This is a genomic window from Anabaena azotica SJ-1, from assembly GCF_047275885.1.
In the GTDB taxonomy this organism is placed as follows: domain Bacteria; phylum Cyanobacteriota; class Cyanobacteriia; order Cyanobacteriales; family Nostocaceae; genus Trichormus_B; species Trichormus_B azotica_A.
In genome coordinates this window covers 2,760,986-2,780,434 of the sequence record NZ_CP178454.1, presented here as the reverse complement: position 1 = coordinate 2,780,434, position 19,449 = coordinate 2,760,986, and the positions used below count along the sequence as shown (strand labels likewise).

The 19,449-nt window shown below is 39.3% G+C and carries 14 protein-coding genes; 8 read left to right on the top strand and 6 right to left on the bottom strand.

Going from position 1 to position 19,449, the window contains the following annotated elements; translation table 11 throughout:
* Positions 1–383: 383 nt before the first annotated feature.
* Positions 384–920 carry a P-loop NTPase family protein gene (locus tag ACLLO5_RS12215; protein ID WP_413175719.1) on the top strand — a complete coding sequence of 179 codons (537 nt, stop codon included), beginning with the start codon at positions 384–386 and terminating at the stop codon, positions 918–920.
* A gap of 96 nt (positions 921–1,016) precedes the next feature.
* Here ACLLO5_RS12215 and ACLLO5_RS12210 read toward each other — a convergent pair whose 3' ends face one another.
* From ACLLO5_RS12210 to ACLLO5_RS12190, 5 genes are all read right to left on the bottom strand, one after another.
* Positions 1,017–1,859 carry a nitrate ABC transporter ATP-binding protein gene (locus ACLLO5_RS12210; protein WP_413175718.1) on the bottom strand — a complete coding sequence of 281 codons (843 nt, stop codon included), beginning with the start codon at positions 1,857–1,859 and terminating at the stop codon, positions 1,017–1,019.
* 159 nt (positions 1,860–2,018) lie between these two features.
* A complete protein-coding gene (locus tag ACLLO5_RS12205; protein ID WP_413175717.1) occupies positions 2,019–4,022 on the bottom strand; it encodes a nitrate ABC transporter ATP-binding protein in 2,004 nt (667 codons plus the stop codon).
* A 112-nt stretch (positions 4,023–4,134) separates the two neighbouring features.
* Positions 4,135–4,974, bottom strand: coding sequence for a nitrate ABC transporter permease (gene ntrB / locus ACLLO5_RS12200; protein WP_413175716.1), 840 nt, complete (start codon positions 4,972–4,974; stop codon positions 4,135–4,137).
* Positions 4,975–5,011: 37 nt separating this feature from the next.
* Entirely contained in the window at positions 5,012–6,394 is a 1,383-nt protein-coding gene (locus ACLLO5_RS12195; protein WP_413175715.1) for a CmpA/NrtA family ABC transporter substrate-binding protein, read from the bottom strand.
* Between the two features lie 868 nt (positions 6,395–7,262).
* Positions 7,263–7,976: a rubrerythrin family protein gene (locus tag ACLLO5_RS12190; RefSeq protein WP_413175714.1), complete on the bottom strand. Its 714-nt coding sequence runs from the start codon at positions 7,974–7,976 to the stop codon at positions 7,263–7,265.
* 997 nt (positions 7,977–8,973) lie between these two features.
* Between ACLLO5_RS12190 and ACLLO5_RS12185 the strand changes: the two genes are divergently transcribed.
* From ACLLO5_RS12185 to ACLLO5_RS12175, 3 genes are all read left to right on the top strand, one after another.
* Positions 8,974–9,972: a GDP-mannose 4,6-dehydratase gene (locus tag ACLLO5_RS12185; protein WP_413175712.1), complete on the top strand. Its 999-nt coding sequence runs from the start codon at positions 8,974–8,976 to the stop codon at positions 9,970–9,972.
* A gap of 17 nt (positions 9,973–9,989) precedes the next feature.
* Positions 9,990–11,126, top strand: coding sequence for a glycosyltransferase (locus tag ACLLO5_RS12180; RefSeq protein ID WP_413175711.1), 1,137 nt, complete (start codon positions 9,990–9,992; stop codon positions 11,124–11,126).
* Between the two features lie 155 nt (positions 11,127–11,281).
* Complete coding sequence (locus ACLLO5_RS12175; RefSeq protein WP_413175710.1) at positions 11,282–11,653, top strand: hypothetical protein; 372 nt, start codon at positions 11,282–11,284, stop codon at positions 11,651–11,653.
* Between the two features lie 263 nt (positions 11,654–11,916).
* Here the strand turns inward: ACLLO5_RS12175 and ACLLO5_RS12170 are convergent, their stop codons facing one another.
* On the bottom strand, positions 11,917–12,351 hold the full coding sequence (locus tag ACLLO5_RS12170; protein ID WP_413175709.1) for a hypothetical protein: 435 nt from the start codon (positions 12,349–12,351) through the stop codon (positions 11,917–11,919).
* 298 nt (positions 12,352–12,649) lie between these two features.
* Between ACLLO5_RS12170 and ACLLO5_RS12165 the strand changes: the two genes are divergently transcribed.
* From ACLLO5_RS12165 to ACLLO5_RS12150, 4 genes are all read left to right on the top strand, one after another.
* Complete coding sequence (locus tag ACLLO5_RS12165) at positions 12,650–12,994, top strand: hypothetical protein (RefSeq protein WP_413175708.1); 345 nt, start codon at positions 12,650–12,652, stop codon at positions 12,992–12,994.
* Positions 12,995–13,049: 55 nt separating this feature from the next.
* A complete protein-coding gene (locus tag ACLLO5_RS12160) occupies positions 13,050–15,170 on the top strand; it encodes a pentapeptide repeat-containing protein (protein WP_413175707.1) in 2,121 nt (706 codons plus the stop codon).
* A 240-nt stretch (positions 15,171–15,410) separates the two neighbouring features.
* On the top strand, positions 15,411–15,914 hold the full coding sequence (locus ACLLO5_RS12155) for a hypothetical protein (RefSeq protein WP_413175706.1): 504 nt from the start codon (positions 15,411–15,413) through the stop codon (positions 15,912–15,914).
* 390 nt (positions 15,915–16,304) lie between these two features.
* Positions 16,305–19,403, top strand: coding sequence for a pentapeptide repeat-containing protein (locus ACLLO5_RS12150; protein ID WP_413175705.1), 3,099 nt, complete (start codon positions 16,305–16,307; stop codon positions 19,401–19,403).
* Positions 19,404–19,449: the final 46 nt, after the last annotated feature.

The following is a 19,449-nucleotide window of genomic DNA, read 5'->3' as shown; positions in this document are numbered from 1 at the left end:
ACTTCCAGGATTTATTAGCCCCTATATTTGATTTTTAATTTATAGCGATCGCTAAAGATATTTAGGACATCAACTGATAATAAAATGGGCATACAAACAACTTTTAACCCTGTCACCCTTTGGCTAACGTTCATAATGAAGTCCGTTATTTGCTATATAGACACTGGTAATTGTTTGTTTGTATTTTTACAACTAATTTCCTGCAAAAAACTAAAATCTTAATAAAAATCCCTCTTGACTTCAGACTAAATCTAGTGTTTGACTAAGAATGCTAATCAAAAAATACCCTAGTCAGTAAAAAACAAATTGATTATACAGCCTAAATTTGCGTTTACTACTATCAGAAGCTATTTAATTTATTGTTACTTTTAAAACTAAGCCCTATGGTTGCCCAACTAGACACCCCCAGTATTAATTCGACTCTCAGCTTACCATACTCAGTTCAGGGACTAGTGCAAGTTTTCACCAGTTCCCACCGTAACTTTTTTACTAGCGTTATGTCTCAGGCGCTAAGAATCGCTGGTCAAGGTACACCAGTCTTAATAGTGCAGTTCCTCAAAGGTGGTATTCGTCAAGGAAAAGATAAACCTATTCAAATGGGGCAAAATTTAGATTGGATTCGCTGTGATTTGCCACGTTGTATTGATACACCACACTTAGACGAAACAGAAAATCAAGCCTTACAACAATTGTGGCAATATACACAAACAGTCGTATCTGAAGGCAAATATTCTCTTGTTGTTTTGGATGAATTAAGTTTAGCTATTAACTTTGGCTTAATTCCAGAAGCAGAAGTTTTAGAGTTTCTGACAAAACGCCCTCCTCATGTGGATATCATTCTGAGTGGACCGGAAATGCCCAAATCATTATTGGATGTAGCAGACCAAATTACAGAAATTCGTCGTAGTCATCAGCCATAAAAAAATTGCCAAGAGGATTTCTTCGCCGAGCTTAATATCTATTTAATAAATATATATATAGGCATATAGGCGAACTTTAGTTCGCCCTAATTCTAATTAACCCACATCATCATGAGCAAAGCGGTTAAACAAGAAATCTAGCGCATAGTTACGGAGTTGGTAATATTGAGGATCTTCCATAATTCTGGCTCTATCCCGTGGACGAGAAAAAGGAATTTCCATCACTTCCCCAATTTTGGCATGAGGTCCATTGGTCATCATTACCAACTTATCAGCCAAAAACAAAGCCTCATCAATATCATGGGTAATCATCAACACCGTACAACGATTATCACCCCAGATTTTTAGCAATTCTTCCTGTAATTCTTCCTTGGTAATCGCATCTAGCGCCCCAAAAGGTTCATCTAAAATCAACACCTTGGGACGAATAGCCAAAGCACGAGCAATAGAAACCCGCTGTCTCATCCCCCCAGACATTTGCATGGGTTTCTTTTCCATTGCGTCACCTAAACCCACCATTGCCAAATGGTCTCGGACAATAGCCCGTTTTTCCGCTTCTGGCTTAGTGGGATAAACTGCATTTACAGCCAGATAAATATTTTCAAAAGCCGTTCTCCAAGGTAATAATGCATAGTTTTGGAAAACCACCATTCTGTCAGGACCTGGCTTGGTAATTGGTTCTCCTTCTAATAGCACTTGTCCGCTGGTGGGAAAATTAAAACCAGAAACCATATTTAACAGGGTTGACTTTCCACAACCAGAGTGGCCGATAACGCAAAGAAATTCACCTTGTTCAACGTTGAGGTTAACACCATCAAGGACGGTAAAGGGTCCATTTTTGGTGGGATAAACTTTGCAAACGTCCTTAATTTCCAGGAAAGACTGACGGCTGATTGTACTGGTAGCTGTGTTGCTGGCTCTCAAGTTACGGTTTTGCATTTTAAATTTTGAGTTTTGTATTTTTTAATATCTCGTTATCTCGTTCCCAGTATCGGGTTGGGAATGCTATCAAGAGGCTCTGCCTCTGGTATCGTTGAAGGCAGAGGCTTCCATAATTAATTCCCATACAAAGTATGGAAACGAGAAAGAAGGTTTGTTTTAAGCTGCTGTTCGTCTGGGGGCATCTAGAACGACTTCGGCTATGGAGAAGTCGCGTTTAATTTCTAAATCGTTAAGATAGCTAATGGGGTCATCAGCGTTGAAGGGTTTACCATCAAATAATTGAATCGGTTGACGGGTGTAACTAATATCCAAGCCCAATTCTCTAGCGGCTGTACTGAAAACACGCACTCGACAGACTCGTTCAACAATTTCTACCCAGTTTCTGGGGAAGGGAGTATCACCCCAACGCGCCAATTGAGTCATAATCCAAATTTGTTCGGTGCGACTGGGGCGGTTAATGGCAGACTCAGAATAAAATTGGTGATGGGCATATTCCCGCATGGGATGGTCTAAGTCACAGGTAGTGCCATTCGGGTCTTCAATTTGGATATAGTCAATATCTGTGCTGACATATTCCCGACTTGCTAAAATCTGGCGAACTTCTTGGGCGTTGGCAGGATCTGCACAATATTGGCAAGCTTCTAGTAAGGCTTTGGTTAAAGCAATATGGGTATTAGGATAAGCTTCTGCCCAATCTTCCCGCACACCCAGAACTTTACCGGGATGTCCTAACCAAACTTCTAAATCAGTCGCAATGGTAAAGCCTGAACCTTCTACCGCAGCGCGATAATTCCAAGGTTCACCAACAGAGTAGCCGTCAATGGTTGCGCCTTTCAAATCTACTACCATCTGGGCAGGGGGAATATTTTTCATAGCCACATCATTGTCGGGATCAATCCCACCTGCTGCTAACCAATAACGTAGCAGTAAGTTGTGCATGGATGCCGGATGGACTACGCCCATTCTATGTTGTTGATCACGGGTCTGGAGAAGGTAGTTCTTGAAGTCGGATAAACTGTGTACACCTTGATCATAAAAACGTTTAGCTAAGGTAATGGCGTTACCGTTGCGGGTCATGGTCAGGGCGGTGACAACGGGTAAGGGTTCGTTTTTATTGCCTCCCAAACTCAACCACATGGGCATCCCTGATGGCATTTGTGCGGCATCTAAATAACCGCCTGTCATGCCATCTACAATTCCCCGCCAACTGCTTTCCCGGACTAAATTAACTTCATCTAAGCCATGTTTCACAAAAAAGCCTTTTTCTTTGGCTATAGCCAGAGGGGCGCAAGCGGTGAGAGGTAAGAAGCCAATCTCTAAATTAACTTTTTCTAAACCATGTCGGACAATAGCAGCGGTTTTCCGCGCCCGAATTTTCTTAACGCGTTTTTGTTGATTGAGGAAGTAAATCATTTCACTCCGCAAGGTGTAGTAACTGGGATGTTTTACTACTTCCATGCGTTTGCGGGGTCTGGGAATATCAACTTCTAAAATATCGCCAATTTTCGATTCCGGTCCGTTGGTTAACATGACTATTCTGTCAGATAACAAAACGGCTTCATCTACGTCGTGAGTTACCATAACGGCGGTAACTTCGTTTTCTTCGCAGATTTTCATTAATTGTTCTTGCAAATTACCACGAGTCAGTGCGTCTAAAGCACCGAAGGGTTCGTCTAGTAGTAATAGTTTAGGACGAATTGCCAATGCGCGTGCGATCGCTACCCGTTGTTTTTGTCCGCCCGATAACATCCCTGGTTGTTTGTCTGCATGGGGACGTAAACCCACCATATCTATATGTCTTTCGATGATTTCTTTACGTTCCCCTGCCGGCATTCCATTTAAGACTGAATCTACAGCCAAGGCGATATTTTCTCTAACAGTTCGCCAAGGTAAGAGAGAATAGTTTTGGAAAACTACCATTCTATCAGGTCCTGGTTTGCTGATTCTTTGTCCTTCCAAAGTCACCAAGCCTTCTGTTGGTAAATCCAAACCGGCAATCATGTTTAAAAGCGTGGATTTTCCGCAACCTGAGTGACCAATTAAAGAAACAAATTCGCCTTTTTTAATTTGGAGATCGATACCTTTGAGGGCAATATATTGACCGCCACCAGTTAATTCAAAAACTTTATCAATTTGATCAACGCCAACAAATATAGACATATTATTTGGTAATGGATAATTGGTGATTAGTAATGGGTGATTGGTGATTGGTAATTAGTAATTTGTGGCTGGTAACTTTCTTACCTATTACCTATTACCTATTACCAAATCTCTATTTTTGTTCTGAGGGAAGAATCCAGTTTTGTAGCGCAGCCATGAGTTTATCTAAAATTAGACCAACAACACCGATATAAACTAGAGCCAAAATGACTTCGCTGACGTTGTTATTTTGATAAGCATCCCAGATAAAAAAGCCAATTCCCACAATCCCCGACATAACGATTTCTGCGGCGATAATTGCCAACCAAGCCAAACCGATGGCAATTCTTAAACCTGTGAAAATGTAGGGCAGTGCTGAGGGAATGAGAATGTTAAAAAAGTAATCTTTGCGACTGAGTTGCAGAACTTTAGCAACGTTGTTGTAATCTTGGGGAATTTGAGTTACACCTACAGCCGTGTTAATGAGAATCGGCCAAATTGCAGTGATAAAGATCACGAACAATGCGGCTGGTTCGTTTTGGCGTAAAGCTGCCAAAGAAATAGGAACCCAAGCTAAAGGTGGTACAGTTCTGAGTAATTGAAATAAGGGATCTAAAGCTTTGGACATGGTTTTATTGACACCAATCAAAACCCCCAAGCCAATTCCGACAATTGCCGCTAATGTATAGCTAATAGCAACCCGTTGTAAACTAGCCCAAATTTGCCAAAATAGCCCTTTGTCAGTACCACCTTTATCATAGAAGGGAAACACAATTAAGATCCAGGTGTCTTGAATAACCTTTATTGGTCCTGGTAATGTTGCACCTGGAGTCCAAGAAAATAGTTGCCAAATAGTTAAGAAGATCAGGAGGGCGATAGCTGGAGGAATAAGTTCAGGAAATTGCTTTTGCAAACCTGATAAAAAGCTATTATCAAATTTAGGGCTTGTGGAACGTTTTTGGGCTAAAGTCATGGATGTTATTCTCCTCAAATTTACTAATGACTAATTACTAAACAGCAACTTTTTTGATTTTCAAACTCTTGAGATATTCTTCTGGCTTTTCTGGGTCAAATTTAACGCCATCAAAAAATTCTTCTACTCCACGAGAGGTACTGCTGGGAATATCAGCAGCAGGTACTCCTAATTCTTTAGCGGCTTCTTTCCAAATATCTTCACGGTTAACTTTTTTGATTAATTCTTTAGCTTTGGCTGCACCATTAGCAATGTAATCTTTGGGTAAGAATCCCCAACGCACATTTTCAGTTATGAACCACAAATCATGACTTTGGTAAGGATAAGATACGCTGCCTTTTTCATCTTTCCAGTAGTAAGCAGCCATTGATTTATCATCAATTTTCCGACCATCACCCATGTCATATTTACCTTGATATGGGTTGGCAAGAATTTCTGGTGAAGATAAGCCAAAATATTTTTTAGCCGCAAGAATGTCAGCCGCTTCTTTGCGGTTGTCAAAATTATCTAGCCATTGTTGGGCTTCCATGATGCCTTTGAGTAAGGCTTTTGTGGCTTTGGGATGTTGATCAACCCAATCTCCTCTCATGGCAAAATATTCTTCGGGGTGATTTTTCCAAATTTCGGCTGTTAATGCGGCCATGAAGCCAATTTTGTCGTTAACGAGGCGGAATGGCCAGGGGTCGCCGGTGCTGAAAGCATCCATTGTACCGGTTTTCATGTTGGCGACTGTTTGCGCTGCTGGTACTGTTAGCAATTTGACATCTGTATCCGGGTCAATTCCACTTGCTGCTAACCAGTAGCGAATCCACAAGTCTTGATTAACATGGGGGAAGGTGAAAGCTGCTGTGAAGGGTGTGGAAGATTTGAGTTGGGCAAATAGGGGTTTAGCAGCATCCAGTTTTAAGCTAATTCCTTTTCCTAGATGTTTGTTGGCGATCGCTATTGCATTACCATGGGTAATTAACTGTGCCAATACATACATCGGGATTTTTTTATTCCCTTTGGTAATTAAACCTTCTGTAATTAAGTGGGGCATGGGCATTTGCCATTGACCACCATCAATACCACCACCAGCAGAACCAATTTCGACGTTATCCCTTGCAGAACCCCAAGAAGCTTGTTTGGAAAGTTCTACTTCGGACATTCCGTATTTAGCAAAAAAGCCTTTCTCTAAAGCAATAATTAAAGGTGCAGATTCAACAATAGGAATATATCCAAGTTTGGCTTTTGTTGTTTCTGGTTTTTGTTCTGGGTTAGTAATAGCAGCTCCTTGAACCTCAGATTTAGTAGATGTGCTACCACTGTTACCAGGTTCTGGAGGATTGCCTAGACAGCCTTTCAGGAAAACAGCACCTGCTGATACTCCTGCTGTCGTAATAAATTTCCGCCGAGAAATTTGATTAAAAAATTCTGACATAATACATCTCCTTGATTGGCAAAGTCATTTTTTAGGCATGACAATCAGAGCAAGAACGAAAAAAACTTGAATTTCTTGCCTCTGCACTAAAATATATGTAGTCATGCAAATTCGACATTTTCTTAGAGAAAATGGCTAAATCGGCTATGGGAACAAAGTTAATTACTTTGAGTCACTAGGAAGGATGAGGAAGCATCTCTGACCTAGTGAAACCTAGTGTACAGGTTTTTTAGAGCAATTTGTCAACTTTGAAAAGCAATTATTAAATAAATATTAGATTGGATATATAAGCAAAAATTTATAATGGGGGCTTAATTTTGTGAAACCTTTCTAATATATATTGTTTAGTTGATAATAATGATTGTGTAGAGATTATGATATCCGTAGCTCTTAGTCTCTTTAGTTACATAATCAAGGCATGAAATAGATAAGTTGGATGTTAACCATAGAATCATACCTTTATCTATAGATGACTCTTATGATTACTATTTTTTATTTTGCACGACTACTTAAAGATGGATTAATCAATGGATTTCAAGATTAAGTGCTGGTATCAAAAAATCTAACTATACTCAAGACCTAAAACTGTTCCCTGTCTACACAGATAACTTTTATGGCTTACGCTTGGCGTTACCTATCAGCAAACCCTACTTAATAGAAATAGGACTTACGCAAGTGTCACACCAAACATCTATTTTATGGTGCGTCAGACTTCATAAATCCTGCGAATAAACAGATATTTGATATCTGACGCACCCTACTAATATGCCAGTTGCGTAAGTCCTGAGAAAGTTTAAAAATACCTCTTCCGTATTTTATAGATTCTTAGGAAAGAGGTATTTAAATTGATTAAAGTTTAGATGTTGCCTTAAGCAGCAACTTTTTCTTCCAGTGGTTTAAAAGTCTTTTTAGTTGCACCGCAAATAGGACAACTCCAATCATCAGGAATTTGTGCAAAAGGTGTACCAGGTGCAATTCCCGAATCAGGATCACCAACAACGGGATCATAAATCATGCTGCATTGTCTACAAATCCATTTTTGAGTTTGAGGATCTTCACCTGCTACTCTGGTTACAGCTTGTCCTCCATTTAATAGTTCTAATGCTTCGGTGTAACGATCTGCGTGATAATTCTCGATGAATTTTAGCAACCCAAAACGGTGTGCTGCGGCGCGGAATGTGTTAGCGTGGTCGCTAGATTCTTGAGCTTGTTTAAGAAATTCTTCGGCTGCGGGATTGTCTCTATCGTTTTGAGCAGCAGCAGCAAATTCAGGATACATTGTAGTGTACTCATAGGTTTCGCCTTCAATTGCTAAAGACAAACAGCGAGATACTATTTCCCGTTTTTGTTCATCAGTTAAACCAGCAGCATCTTTCACAACTAGTTCTGGATGTAATAACTCAAAATGTGCAAAAGCGTGTTCCGTTTCTTGATCTGCTGTTTCTTTAAAAAGTTTTGCTAAGTCTGAAAAACCCAGTTGACGCGCTACATTTGCAAAAAACAAGTATTTGCGATTTGCCATTGATTCACCACCAAAGGCAGATTCTAAGTTTTGGAGTGTAGTAAAATTTGACAAATCCATATTTGTGTGTGCCTGCGAAGTGATTTTTAAGGAAAAAAACAGACTTTCAAACTAGCATAGATGAGTTGCTACTTCAAAATATACCAAATAGGTTGTATAAAACCTATTTTGCTTCATCTTTGAATGACTTGATTTGGTGGCTGCTCTGGACAATTATAAAACTGAAAAACTTGGTTAGGTTAGGGATTATCTACAAGAATTGAGTTAAATTTGTGAAGATTCTATAGGAATCCGGCTTGATTCCTGAAATCATTTGTGCAGGCAGACAATAGGCAAGAGGCAAAAGGGTTTTAGAGGATTTAGGTGTACGGAGTTTTGTTCAATAATCAAATATAGTGATCCGATTTGATTCATGTTCGCGTAGCGTGGCGTAAGCCATATTTTTCGTGGAGGCAGGGAACAGGGAACAGGGAACAGGGAAGAAGGCTTTCAGTATGTACGGAGTTCTGTATGGCTACGCCACGCAAGCTATCAAAAATCAAATAGGAGTCCTATCACCTACTTAAATAGCTTGCCAAAAGAGACTAAATCTGAATTTCCATCACGGAGAATGCGATCGCCTCCCCAAACGTCAGCCACTCTTAACTGAGTCATAGGAGCCATGACAATCCGCTTAGGTAGAACATATAGTCCAAGCTGAACAGGTTTGACATACTCTCGCCCTAAAAGTGTGGAGATTCTTTCTTTCAAACAACAGTTGCAGTTTCATACCGTCTTACACTATCTCGCCCAACAGACAATGCCCTGCCCTGCTTGTTTGCACAATTGTATCAGAAAGCCGTCTCCGGTCTGGCTTTAAACCCATTTTTTTGGTAAAAAGATTTTTCTTGCTATCCATTTAATCAAATCTTTAAAAATAGACAGTCAAATTCAATATACTCATAAATCTTTAATAAAATTCCGAAATCTCACCAATTGAAAAGCCAAGTTCTCTGTAAAAATAATACTAAATAGATAATTTCTGTAAACTAAAACTGTCATATCAAAAACCATATCTATGACAAAAACAGCCCTAATTACAGGCATTACGGGTCAAGATGGCTACTATCTCAGTCATTTACTCCTTCACCAAAATTACCGAGTCGTGGGCTTGGTGCCTCCTCACCGACAACCTAATTTGTCAAAATTGGGAGACTTGGCAGATAAAGTAGAAATTTACACTGTTGACTTAAGAGATAGTACGGGTTTATTCACGGCCGTTGAACAACTACAACCCCAGGAAATTTATAATTTAGCGGCTCCCAGTTTCGTTCCTGATTCCTGGCATGATCCTTTAGGAACTCTCGATCTCATCACGGGTACTGCTACCAGATTATTAGACGCAATCCGCCAAGTTGGTTTATCTACAAGGTTTTATCAAGCCAGCAGTTCAGAAATGTTTGGGGATGTAACTGTTTCTCCCCAGGATGAAGAAACTCCTTTCCATCCTAAAAATCCCTACGCAGCCGCAAAATTACACGCCCACTGGACGATGGTACATCACCGACAGCGTTATGGTTTGTTTGCTTGCAGTGGTATTTTATATAACCATGAATCTCCTTTACGTCCTCCTCAGTTTGTGACACGCAAGGTTTCTTTAGCAGCAGCATCTATTAAATTGGGTTTAGCCCAAAGCTTGGAAATGGGAAACTTAGATGCTAAACGGGATTGGGGTTTTGCGGGAGATCATGTAAATGCTATGTGGCGAATGTTGCAGGTTGATGAACCAGAAGAATATGTAATTGGGACAGGTAAACTCCACAGTGTTAGAGAATTAATTAGCACTGCTTTTGATTCTGTAGGTCTGGATTGGCAAAAGTATGTAATTGTAAATACTAATTTATTACGAGCAGATGAACATTTTCAACTTGTAGCTAACCCTAATAAAGCTAAAAATAACCTGGGTTGGGAACCGCAAGTTAGTTTTGAACAACTTTTAGATAATATGGTAAAAACAGATTTACAGCAGTTGGAAAGTGGTAAAATTCAGCCTTTTATAGCAGTTGAGCATAAATAAAATCATAAAACCTACAAATGCTAATTAATAAAGTGCAGAATAATCATCTATTTGTTTTTTTAGAAATCTTTACACTTGAAGGTGGAATTCAATCCTATGTTAAGGATATTTTTCGAGCATATCAGGGATTAAATCAAACGTGCAAAGCTGAAGTTTTTTTGTTGCGAGATAGTCCTGATTGTATAAATATTTTTGCATCAGAAAATTTAAAGTTTCATTATTTTAAAAGCAAATCAGCCCAAATAGGTAGACTGAAATTGGCTTTAGCTTTACTTCAATATCTTCTGCAAAAACGACCGCAACAGGTTTTCTGTGGTCATATTAAGTTAGCAGGACTGATACAAATTTTATGTCAGCCCTTGGGCATTCCCTATACTGTACTCACTTATGGTAAAGAGGTATGGGAACCTCTAAACAATACAGAAAGACGTGCTTTAGCTTCCGCTTCAGCAATTTGGACAATTAGCCGTTATAGTCGCGATCGCGCTTGTGCTGCTAATGGGATCGACCCAAAAAAGGTACAAATGCTACCTTGTGCAATAGATGGAGAGAAATTTACTCCTGGGGAAAAAGCACTGGAATTAATTGAAAAGTATGGTTTACATAATGCCAAAGTATTAATGACGGTAGCGCGGTTGTGGTCTGGAGATATTTACAAAGGTGTGGATGTGACAATTAGAGCCTTACCGCAAATTATCCAGGTGTTGCCAGAGGTAAAATATTTGGTGATTGGACGTGGTGATGACCAACCAAGATTAGCCCAGTTAGCAAAAGATTTAGGTGTGAGCGATCGCGTGATCTTTGCTGGTTTTGTACCTACAGAAGCATTAATGTTACACTATCGCCTAGCCGATGCCTATATTATGCCCTCTCAAGAAGGCTTTGGTATAGTTTACCTAGAAGCAATGGCTTGTGGTGTGCCAGTGTTATCTGGTGATGATGATGGCTCGGCTGACCCATTACAAGATGGTAAACTAGGATGGAGAGTACCACACCGCAACCCTGATGCCGTGGCAGCAGCTTGTATAGAAATTTTTCAAAGTCAGGATCAACGTTGTGATGGTAAATGGTTACGAGAGCAAGCGATCGCTATTTTTGGGATCGAAGCTTTTCAACAACGTTTACAGCAAATGATCCAATTAACTAATAACTAATAACTAAGTAAGAATTCAGCAGTCAGGAGTCAGAATGTTTGAGAAATGGGTTAATCATCAAAAAGGTATTTTTAGCGTTAGCCCCAAAATGCTTACTGCTGGTAGCTGATAGCTTACAAAACTACGATCAAACTAGAGTAGAAAAAATTTGAGAAATGAGTCTTAAAAACTTGCAATTTAATCTTGAAAAACTCCGTCCTTGGCTCACTTTGTTAGCAGTGGCCTGGCTATTAGCATCATTAGGTTTAGGTTGGTTGGTTAATTCCCTACTAATTATTTTTGGCTTGTTGTTAGTAACACCAGTAATAGCATTTTTTGGATTTCGTTGGTGGCTACAAAAAAACTTAGTTACTGGTCAGTGTCCCGTCTGCGGATATGAATTAACAGGTTTAAACAACAGTCAATTGCAGTGTCAAAACTGCGGAGAACAGCTATCAGTACAAAATAATCAATTTAGCCGCTTCGCACCAGAAGGAACAATTGATGTTACAGCAATTGAAGTCCCAGCCAAATCACTAGAAGACTGATTCTGTTAACAGTTATCAGTCTCTGCACGTAAGAATTCAGGAGTCAGGAGTCAGGAGTCAGGAGTCAGGAGGCAGGAGGCAGGAGGCAGGAGGCAGGAGGCAGGATGCTATATGAAATGAACAATAGTGCAGAAGTGAGATTTTATCAAAATCCTCAAATTTGAGTAAAAAAGCCTTTATTTTCCTGACTTGGAGTATTCTCTATCCTGAATACTTACCTCTGCACTATTACCAATTACCAATCCCCAATCACCAATCACCAATTACTTTTTCTGTTGTTTGGAAATAGAAAGGTTATAAGTATGCTGTCCTGGGGATAGATTGCCTATATACAAAGAGTATTGACCAAGTTGCCAAAAACCCGCAAGTTCTGGTTTATTGTCAGAGTAATTATCAGCCAACACACAAAAGCGCCCTCCAGGTCCGTCAATTAGCAGTGTTGGCTTACCCTGACTCTCAACTGTTAATCGCAAATAGGGTAGGGATTCTGTAACCTTAATTACTTGACTAGGTTGAGCAGTAATATTTCCGCAATTACTCGGCACTGTTCCCCCCGCAGTACCATTGACAACCAGCGGGTCTTTTTTGTCGAAGTTTTGGTCAATGATGACAGGAGTTTGAGCTAAATTAGGTTGGTTGAATAACAAACTTATTGCCAAACTTACGGGAACAAGGGTTAATAACCTTAAAGTCTTCATTTTAATTAATGCTCCCGACTATTGATAAATCAATATTATGGATATATATTCTGATGATCTACTAGACGAAAACAATCCGTTGTTGTTCCCAAAGAGAAAGTATAAATTTTTATTGTCAAATTCAACTAATTTATGATCAAAAATTAAAATATCCTGAAGTAACGGGAAAGAAGCAGAAAAATCTTGCTGATACCCAAGTTATAATCACCTTTTTAGCTAAAATCACTAACACAACTAGCAAATAAGAAATTTGCTTAGTCGGTTGTATAACCAGTGTTCAAGCTGAGGTAAAAAAATCATGAATCCTCAACCCGAAGAAGATTTGCAGCGTCGTCTCCAACAGTTAGAGGCTGAGATGAATTCATTTTCTCCAACCTCATCCCCAAGAGAGACGCAAGAACAGACACAACAGTCTGGTTTTACCAAATTAACCTGGCATTTCCAGCGATCGCAAATTTGGTTTCAGGGTTTATCAGGGATGAAGAAGCTTGCTGTTGCCGGTGTAGCGATGTTCGTAGCCTTGTTGATACTGCAAACAGTATTTAAACTTGTGGCATCGGTGATAAGTCTGGCATTGTTAGCAGTGTTAGTGTATCTTGGATACAAATTTTTTGTATCTAATAGCTTTCAACGTAAGCAATAGTCTATTTTAACCGCGCCTAGATTGGCGTAAACATAAAGTCAAAGGGAATTATGCAATGACGACCCCAACTGTCAGGAGAAATTTTAATCAATCAAACCAGTCCCAAAAACCCGAAAAAGTTAATTCCCTGCCGCTGGGAACAAGACGGTTGGCCGCTTGGGCAGTCGAAATCACATTAGTAGTTGCCAGCGGGTTAGTTCCCTTTGGCATTGGTGTTTATGCCAATTCTCGCAGCGATCTTAATCGAGTACCTCTGAATCCGGTTTTGGTGGTGACAGAAAGAGCGATCGCTCGGCCTTTAGCTCTACCAGTAAGTTATGGTATTAATAATGTCGCCAGTCCGACTAATTTTTTATGGACAATCGCTTTATTAGCACCAATTACTCTCTCAGGGTGGCAGTTGTATTTACTGGGTAAAACTGGTAGCACCCTTCCCAAGCGTTGGTTTGGTGTCCGGGTAATAAATGAAGACGGTCAAGTTCCTGGTTTGGGAGTTGTGGTAGTGCGTGAAGGCCTAGGACGCTGGGCTGCACCATTTTCTGTTGCTTATATACTATGGCGTTATAGCTTTGCCTTTCCCAACTTAGGTTTATTCACATTTTTAGCTGTCATGTTGGTGCTGGGAGAAGGAATGGGCTGGCCTTCGCAAAAACGTCGTCGTTCCTTCCATGATCAGTTAGCCGGTACATATACCATAGATGCTAGAGACATCAATAAATGGGTAAAAACTCCTCCAGAAAATACTAGTGAACCGTTACCGCTGGAAAATGCTCAGGAAGTAAATACATCTACTCAACAGCCTAGTTCCACCAATATAATCCGCCGCAGTCCCAATTTCACCTTGTTTGTAGTCGGGCTAACGAGCATGATAGCGGTGTTATCAACATTAGTTGGTACACAAATTTACATCCAAAATCAAGAAAACTTGCGTAAAACCGAGCAAATTAATAGCCAGAAATTTCTCGAACTCGTCAAAGAACTTAATCCTGGGTCTGGAGCCACCAATGAAGAACGCCAAAGAGCAATTCTCGCATTAGGTGGAATGAATGATACACAATCAATAAAATTTCTCGTAGATTTACTGGTAAAGGAAAATGACCCCAGCACCATAGATACTATACAGCAAGCCTTGGCCAATATTGGACCCAAAGCCATACCAGAACTAAAACGCATGAATTTGTTTCTCGCCGGAGAAATAGAATCTGTCAGCACTTTCCGAAACATTCGACAACAGCAGTTAAGTCTTAACCAACAGGCAATCAACAAAATTCTCTCTGTCTACACTGGCAAAATTAAGGACATAGATTTGAGCAACGCCCAATTGGGTTCAAAAAGCTCTGAGGAAAATTCTTTATTTAGATTGGTACTGGATAATACTGATTTATCTGGAGTTGTTTTTAAATCTGCCAACCTTAACCAAGCCAGTTTAAAAGCTAGTCGTTTCCGCAGTGCTGGTGAAGATGGACGTTGGGATACTTATGATGATGCGATCGCTGATTTGAGTAAAATTCAAATGAAGCAAGCTAACCTCACGGAAGCTAATCTCAGCCGTGTATTGATGAATCGCAGCGATTTAAGCCGTGCCATCCTCAATAAAGCTAACTTATCCAATGCCAGATTAGTGGGAACTAACCTCAGCAGTACCCAACTAATAGGTAGCGATATGCAAAAAATAATTTTAGAAGATGCAATTCTCACAGGAGCAGACATAAGCGACGCAAAACTAATGGAAGCAGATTTATATGCTGCCAACTTAGGTCGAGTTTCTGCCATTGGTACACAATTATCACACGCCAATTTAACCAACACAGACTGGCAAGGTGCAGACTTATCAGAAGCCTATTTAGATAATGCTAACCTCACCAATGCTAACTTTAGTGCAGCTCGTTTATTAGGTGCTGTTTTACGCTCTGCCAACATGAAAAACGCCAACCTGCGAAATGCTGATTTAAGTCGTGCAGATTTACGGGGCGCAAATTTGGAAGGAGCCGATTTTCAAGGAACCATTCTCTTCCCTGGTAAACAAGACCCCGGAGATCAATTTGTCCAAACTTCCGATCTCGGTTCACAAGCAGCTATAGTCCAAGGAGTTGATTTTAGCCAAGCGAAAAATTTAGATCCCCAGCAACTAGCTTTCATTTGTACCAAGGGTGGTATTCATTCCCGTTGTCCATAGTATTTAGGTGACAGGTGACAGGTGACAGGTGACAGGGAAGAGAGCAGGGGAGCAGGGGGGCAGGGGAGCAGGGGAGCAGAGGGGCAGAGGGGCAGGGGAGTAGAGGAGAATAACTTTCTATCTATTCCCAATCACCAATTACCCATCACCAATCACCAATTACCAATCACCAATCACCAATTACTATTAAGGTAATATAGGTAACATATTTATATCAATGGTGTCAGGAGTAGTAGGGTAATGAAATATCTTAAATATTTAGCTTCTGTAGCTTCAGTTCTTGGTACTAGTGCTATTTTTAGTTTGGCTATCAATAATCAACCAGCACAAGCTCAAGTCGCTTATGGTAGTTATGTAGGTATTGGTCCGGCTGTTGGGTTAAGTGATGATACTCAACTAGGTGGGGTTTTGGCTTTTCGCTACAAATTGCTAGAAAGCCCTGTATCTTTCCGCGCTCAAGCTTTAATTGGTCAAGGTACGGCAATAGTACCTACCGTTTCCTATGATTTGCCCCTCAATTGGCAAACAGATGTTTACCTGGGTGCAGGAATGGTATTAACTAGTGGTGATAACGCTTCCCCTGTAGGTAATAAAATCAGTTTTGCTTTACAACCAGGAGTTGATTACGTTGTCCCTAATAGCAATACAGTAATTTTTGGTAACGCCATTATTGCTTTTGATGCCTATCGCAATGGTGGAGGTACAGCTTTATCTTTACAGGGTGGTGTGGGTTTGAGATTTTGAGAAGAGGTAGAATTCAGGAGTCAGGAGTCAGGAGTCAGGAGTCAGGAGTAAAAATCGCTTGATGTCTGGCTTTGAATTTAGATTCTGTACCTCATTTATTTGCAATGTGTTGTAAGTAGGTGAACGGAAAAAACCGAAATATGTAACGAAAAGTAAAGTTGTCCAAAATCTCTTTTCTGTTCCCTGTTCCCCGTTCCCCGTTCCCTGTTCCCTTGCCATAACGACAATTTTTAACGCCAACCTACTTAATAAAAATATTAGAAACAAAATCCCCGATTTATTAAAAAAGTTGGGGATTTATTGTATTATCAGCTTTAATATGGGGTTTTGTTTTTTAATTTAGTTCACGTAAATATTTATTTTTAGCTTTAAAACTAAAATTCTTGAAATATGAGCGACACATCAGGGATTCTCATCAAAAAGCCAGTTTCTATTTTAAATAAAAAGCTTAATATTAACTTCGGAAGTTTCTTCACAGCACTAACAAAAGCTGGGGCAAATGCGGCTGTGATGAATTTTGGTAATGTACCAGAAAATCTGGTGGAAGTTGCCGCAGCAGTTGGTTTAGGACAAGAATCTGGAGAAGTTGCTTGGGTGTTGATTTTTCGGTCTTTAATTCAAGCAATAGCTACTTTGGTGGAAGAGAGAAAAGATTTATTGCAGGAAGTTGATAATAAAATTAATCAAAAAAATCTTGAAGAACAATTTAAAGACAGTTTAGACAATTTAGAATCACAAGAAATAACTATTGATATTAACTTTTTTGAGCATCCTGAAAGATTGGTAATTATTGAAGAAATTAAAACACCTTTTGCCCAGTGGTTAGAAAGTTTTGGTATCAATTCAGCAGAAGCTAAAGTTATTAGTAATCAAATTCCTAGTCAGTTTGTCTATGCACTGCACAAAGAATGGTTAAAAAATAGTGATAAATATCAATCTTTAATCAATAACCTCAACAGCCCTTTTGTTAAAGCCACTGAACGACAACAAGCATGGAAAATTTATAGCGCGTGGCTGGAAAACCAAGTTAATGAAAGGATGTTTGATGAAGCCTTTGGTTTAAAACAGGTTTATGTACCGTTGCGGGCTTATTATAAACGCAAAATTCAGGGTAAAAAACCTGATACTTTTAGCAGAGAAGAAGAAAAAATTGAGCATATTGTTGTTGATTTAGAAACAGAAGTAGAAAATTGGTTAAATAAAGCTGATTCTAAAGATGCAATTAGGGTAATTAGTGGTGGTCCCGGAAGTGGTAAATCTTCCTTTGCTAAAATATTTGCAGCTAATCAAGCCAAAAAGGGAGAAGTTAGAGTTTTATTTATTCCGTTACATCGGTTTGAAGTTACGGATAATTTAGTTAATGCCGTTGGTAATTTTGTTGTGAGTAATGGCTTTATTAAAGAGAATCCTTTACAAGCAAATGATTTTGAATCACGATTATTAATTATCTTTGATGGTTTAGATGAATTAGCAATGCAGGGTAAGCTTGGGGCTGAAGTTGCTAAAGAGTTTATTTTGAAAGTCGAAAGAAATTTAGATAATTTTAATCAACGGGAAACTCGTTTACAAGTATTGATTACTGGACGCGATTTAACAATTCAAGCAAATAGTAGTTTATTGGATAACTCATCACAAGAAATATTATATGTTCTACCTTATTTTATAGATAAAAATGAGAAATATAATTACATTGATGAACACAAAATGTTAGAAACAGACCAAAGAGATTTATGGTGGCAGGGTTATGGTGAAGCAAAAGGCATAGAATATACTGGTTTACCATCTGAATTAAATAAAGGTAAGTTAGGAGAAATTACTGCTCAACCTTTGTTAAATTATTTGGTGGCTTTGAGTTTTGGTCGTGGAGAAGTATATTTTTCAGCCGCTAGTAATTTAAATAGTATTTATGCAGATTTACTCAAAGCAGTTTATGAACGTAAATGGGCTGATAAAAAACATCCTATAAATCAAGAATTTAAGATTAAAGATGAGGAAGAATTTGCGGAAGTTTTAGAAGAAATTGCTTTGGCTTGTTGGCACGGAGATGGTAGAACTACAACTGTTAGTAAAATTGAGAAAATTTGTAGTGATAATATTCATTTTAAAAATCTTTTCGCTGAATATCAGAAAGCAGCAGAAGCTGGTGTAACTCGTTTATTGACTGCTTTTTATTTTCGCCAAAGTGGGGTGAGGGAACAAGAGAAAACTTTTGAATTTACTCATAAGAGTTTTGGTGAATATTTGACAGCTAGACGGATAGTCAGAGAATTAGATTTAATTCATGAACAGTTAGAAGAACGTCAAAAGAATCGCCGTAAAGGCTGGGATGAAAAAGAAGCTTTAAAACAATGGGCTATTTTGTGTGGGACATCTCCCCTGAATGAATATATATTTAGCTTTATTTTTGATGAAATGCGGTTGCAAGAAACAGCAAATGTGGAAAAATGGCAGCAGACTTTATGTAATTTGATTAGTTTTATGTTACGTGAGGGGATGCCGATGGAAGAATTAAAGTTAGCTAATTTTTATGAAGAAAATCGGCAAGCGCGAAATGCAGAAGAAGCATTATTAGTTGTTTTGAATGCTTGTGCTAGGGTGACAAAGAAAATCTCGGAGATTAAATGGCATTCTCCTCAAGATTTTGGTGTATGGATTTCTCGATTACGGGGACAAAGATCATATTACGATAATAATATTTTTTGCTTAAATTATTTGAGTTTTTTAGATTTGCGGAAGTGTATTTTGATTCATCAAGATTTTTATAAAGCTTATCTGCAACTAGCGGATCTGCAACTGGCGAGTCTTCCAGGGGCTAATCTTCAACAGGCTAATCTTCAACGGACTAATCTTCCAGGGGCTAATCTTCAACAAGCTAATCTTCAACAGGCTAATCTTCAACAGGCTAATCTTCAACAGGCTAATCTTCAACAGGCTAATCTTCAAGGGGTGAATCTTAAACAGGCGTATCTTCAGGGGGCTAATCTCCAGGGGGCTAATCTTCAAGGTGTCTACCTTCAAGGAGCAAATCTACAACAAGCTAATTTTCAACAGGCTAATCTTCAACAAGCTAATCTTCAACAGGCTAATCTCCAGGGGGCTAATCTTCAAGGGGTCTACCTTCAAGGGGTCTACCTTCAAGGAGCAAATCTACAACAAGCTAAACTTCAACAGGCTAATCTTCAAGGGGTGAATCTTAAACAGGCGTATCTTCAGGGGGCTAATCTCCAGGGGGCTAATCTTCAAGGTGTCTACCTTCAAGGGGTCTACCTCCAAGGAGCAAATCTTCAAGGAGCTAAACTTCAACAGGCTAATCTCCAGGGGGCTAAACTTCAACAGGCTAATCTCCAGGGGGCGAATCTTCAAGGAGCTAAACTTCAACAGGCATATCTTCAGGGGGCATATCTTCAGGGGGCGAATCTTAGAGGAACTATTCTGGAAGGAAAAGATTTAACGAAATTGAATACAGACAAAGATTCCAGCACGGTGTGACAACAGCCGATATCATCAAAAGCTGTGTGAATCAAAATGCTGGCAA

Excerpts from the sequence above, each read along its gene's own strand:
- ACLLO5_RS12215 (WP_413175719.1), top strand. The coding sequence starts at position 384 with ATGGTTGCCCAACTAGACACCCCCAGTATTAATTCGACTCTCAGCTTA.
- ACLLO5_RS12210 (WP_413175718.1), bottom strand. The coding sequence starts at position 1,859 with ATGCAAAACCGTAACTTGAGAGCCAGCAACACAGCTACCAGTACAATC.
- ACLLO5_RS12205 (WP_413175717.1), bottom strand. The coding sequence starts at position 4,022 with ATGTCTATATTTGTTGGCGTTGATCAAATTGATAAAGTTTTTGAATTA.
- ntrB (WP_413175716.1), bottom strand. The coding sequence starts at position 4,974 with ATGACTTTAGCCCAAAAACGTTCCACAAGCCCTAAATTTGATAATAGC.
- ACLLO5_RS12195 (WP_413175715.1), bottom strand. The coding sequence starts at position 6,394 with ATGTCAGAATTTTTTAATCAAATTTCTCGGCGGAAATTTATTACGACA.
- ACLLO5_RS12190 (WP_413175714.1), bottom strand. The coding sequence starts at position 7,976 with ATGGATTTGTCAAATTTTACTACACTCCAAAACTTAGAATCTGCCTTT.
- ACLLO5_RS12185 (WP_413175712.1), top strand. The coding sequence starts at position 8,974 with ATGACAAAAACAGCCCTAATTACAGGCATTACGGGTCAAGATGGCTAC.
- ACLLO5_RS12180 (WP_413175711.1), top strand. The coding sequence starts at position 9,990 with ATGCTAATTAATAAAGTGCAGAATAATCATCTATTTGTTTTTTTAGAA.
- ACLLO5_RS12175 (WP_413175710.1), top strand. The coding sequence starts at position 11,282 with ATGAGTCTTAAAAACTTGCAATTTAATCTTGAAAAACTCCGTCCTTGG.
- ACLLO5_RS12170 (WP_413175709.1), bottom strand. The coding sequence starts at position 12,351 with ATGAAGACTTTAAGGTTATTAACCCTTGTTCCCGTAAGTTTGGCAATA.
- ACLLO5_RS12165 (WP_413175708.1), top strand. The coding sequence starts at position 12,650 with ATGAATCCTCAACCCGAAGAAGATTTGCAGCGTCGTCTCCAACAGTTA.
- ACLLO5_RS12160 (WP_413175707.1), top strand. The coding sequence starts at position 13,050 with ATGACGACCCCAACTGTCAGGAGAAATTTTAATCAATCAAACCAGTCC.
- ACLLO5_RS12155 (WP_413175706.1), top strand. The coding sequence starts at position 15,411 with ATGAAATATCTTAAATATTTAGCTTCTGTAGCTTCAGTTCTTGGTACT.
- ACLLO5_RS12150 (WP_413175705.1), top strand. The coding sequence starts at position 16,305 with ATGAGCGACACATCAGGGATTCTCATCAAAAAGCCAGTTTCTATTTTA.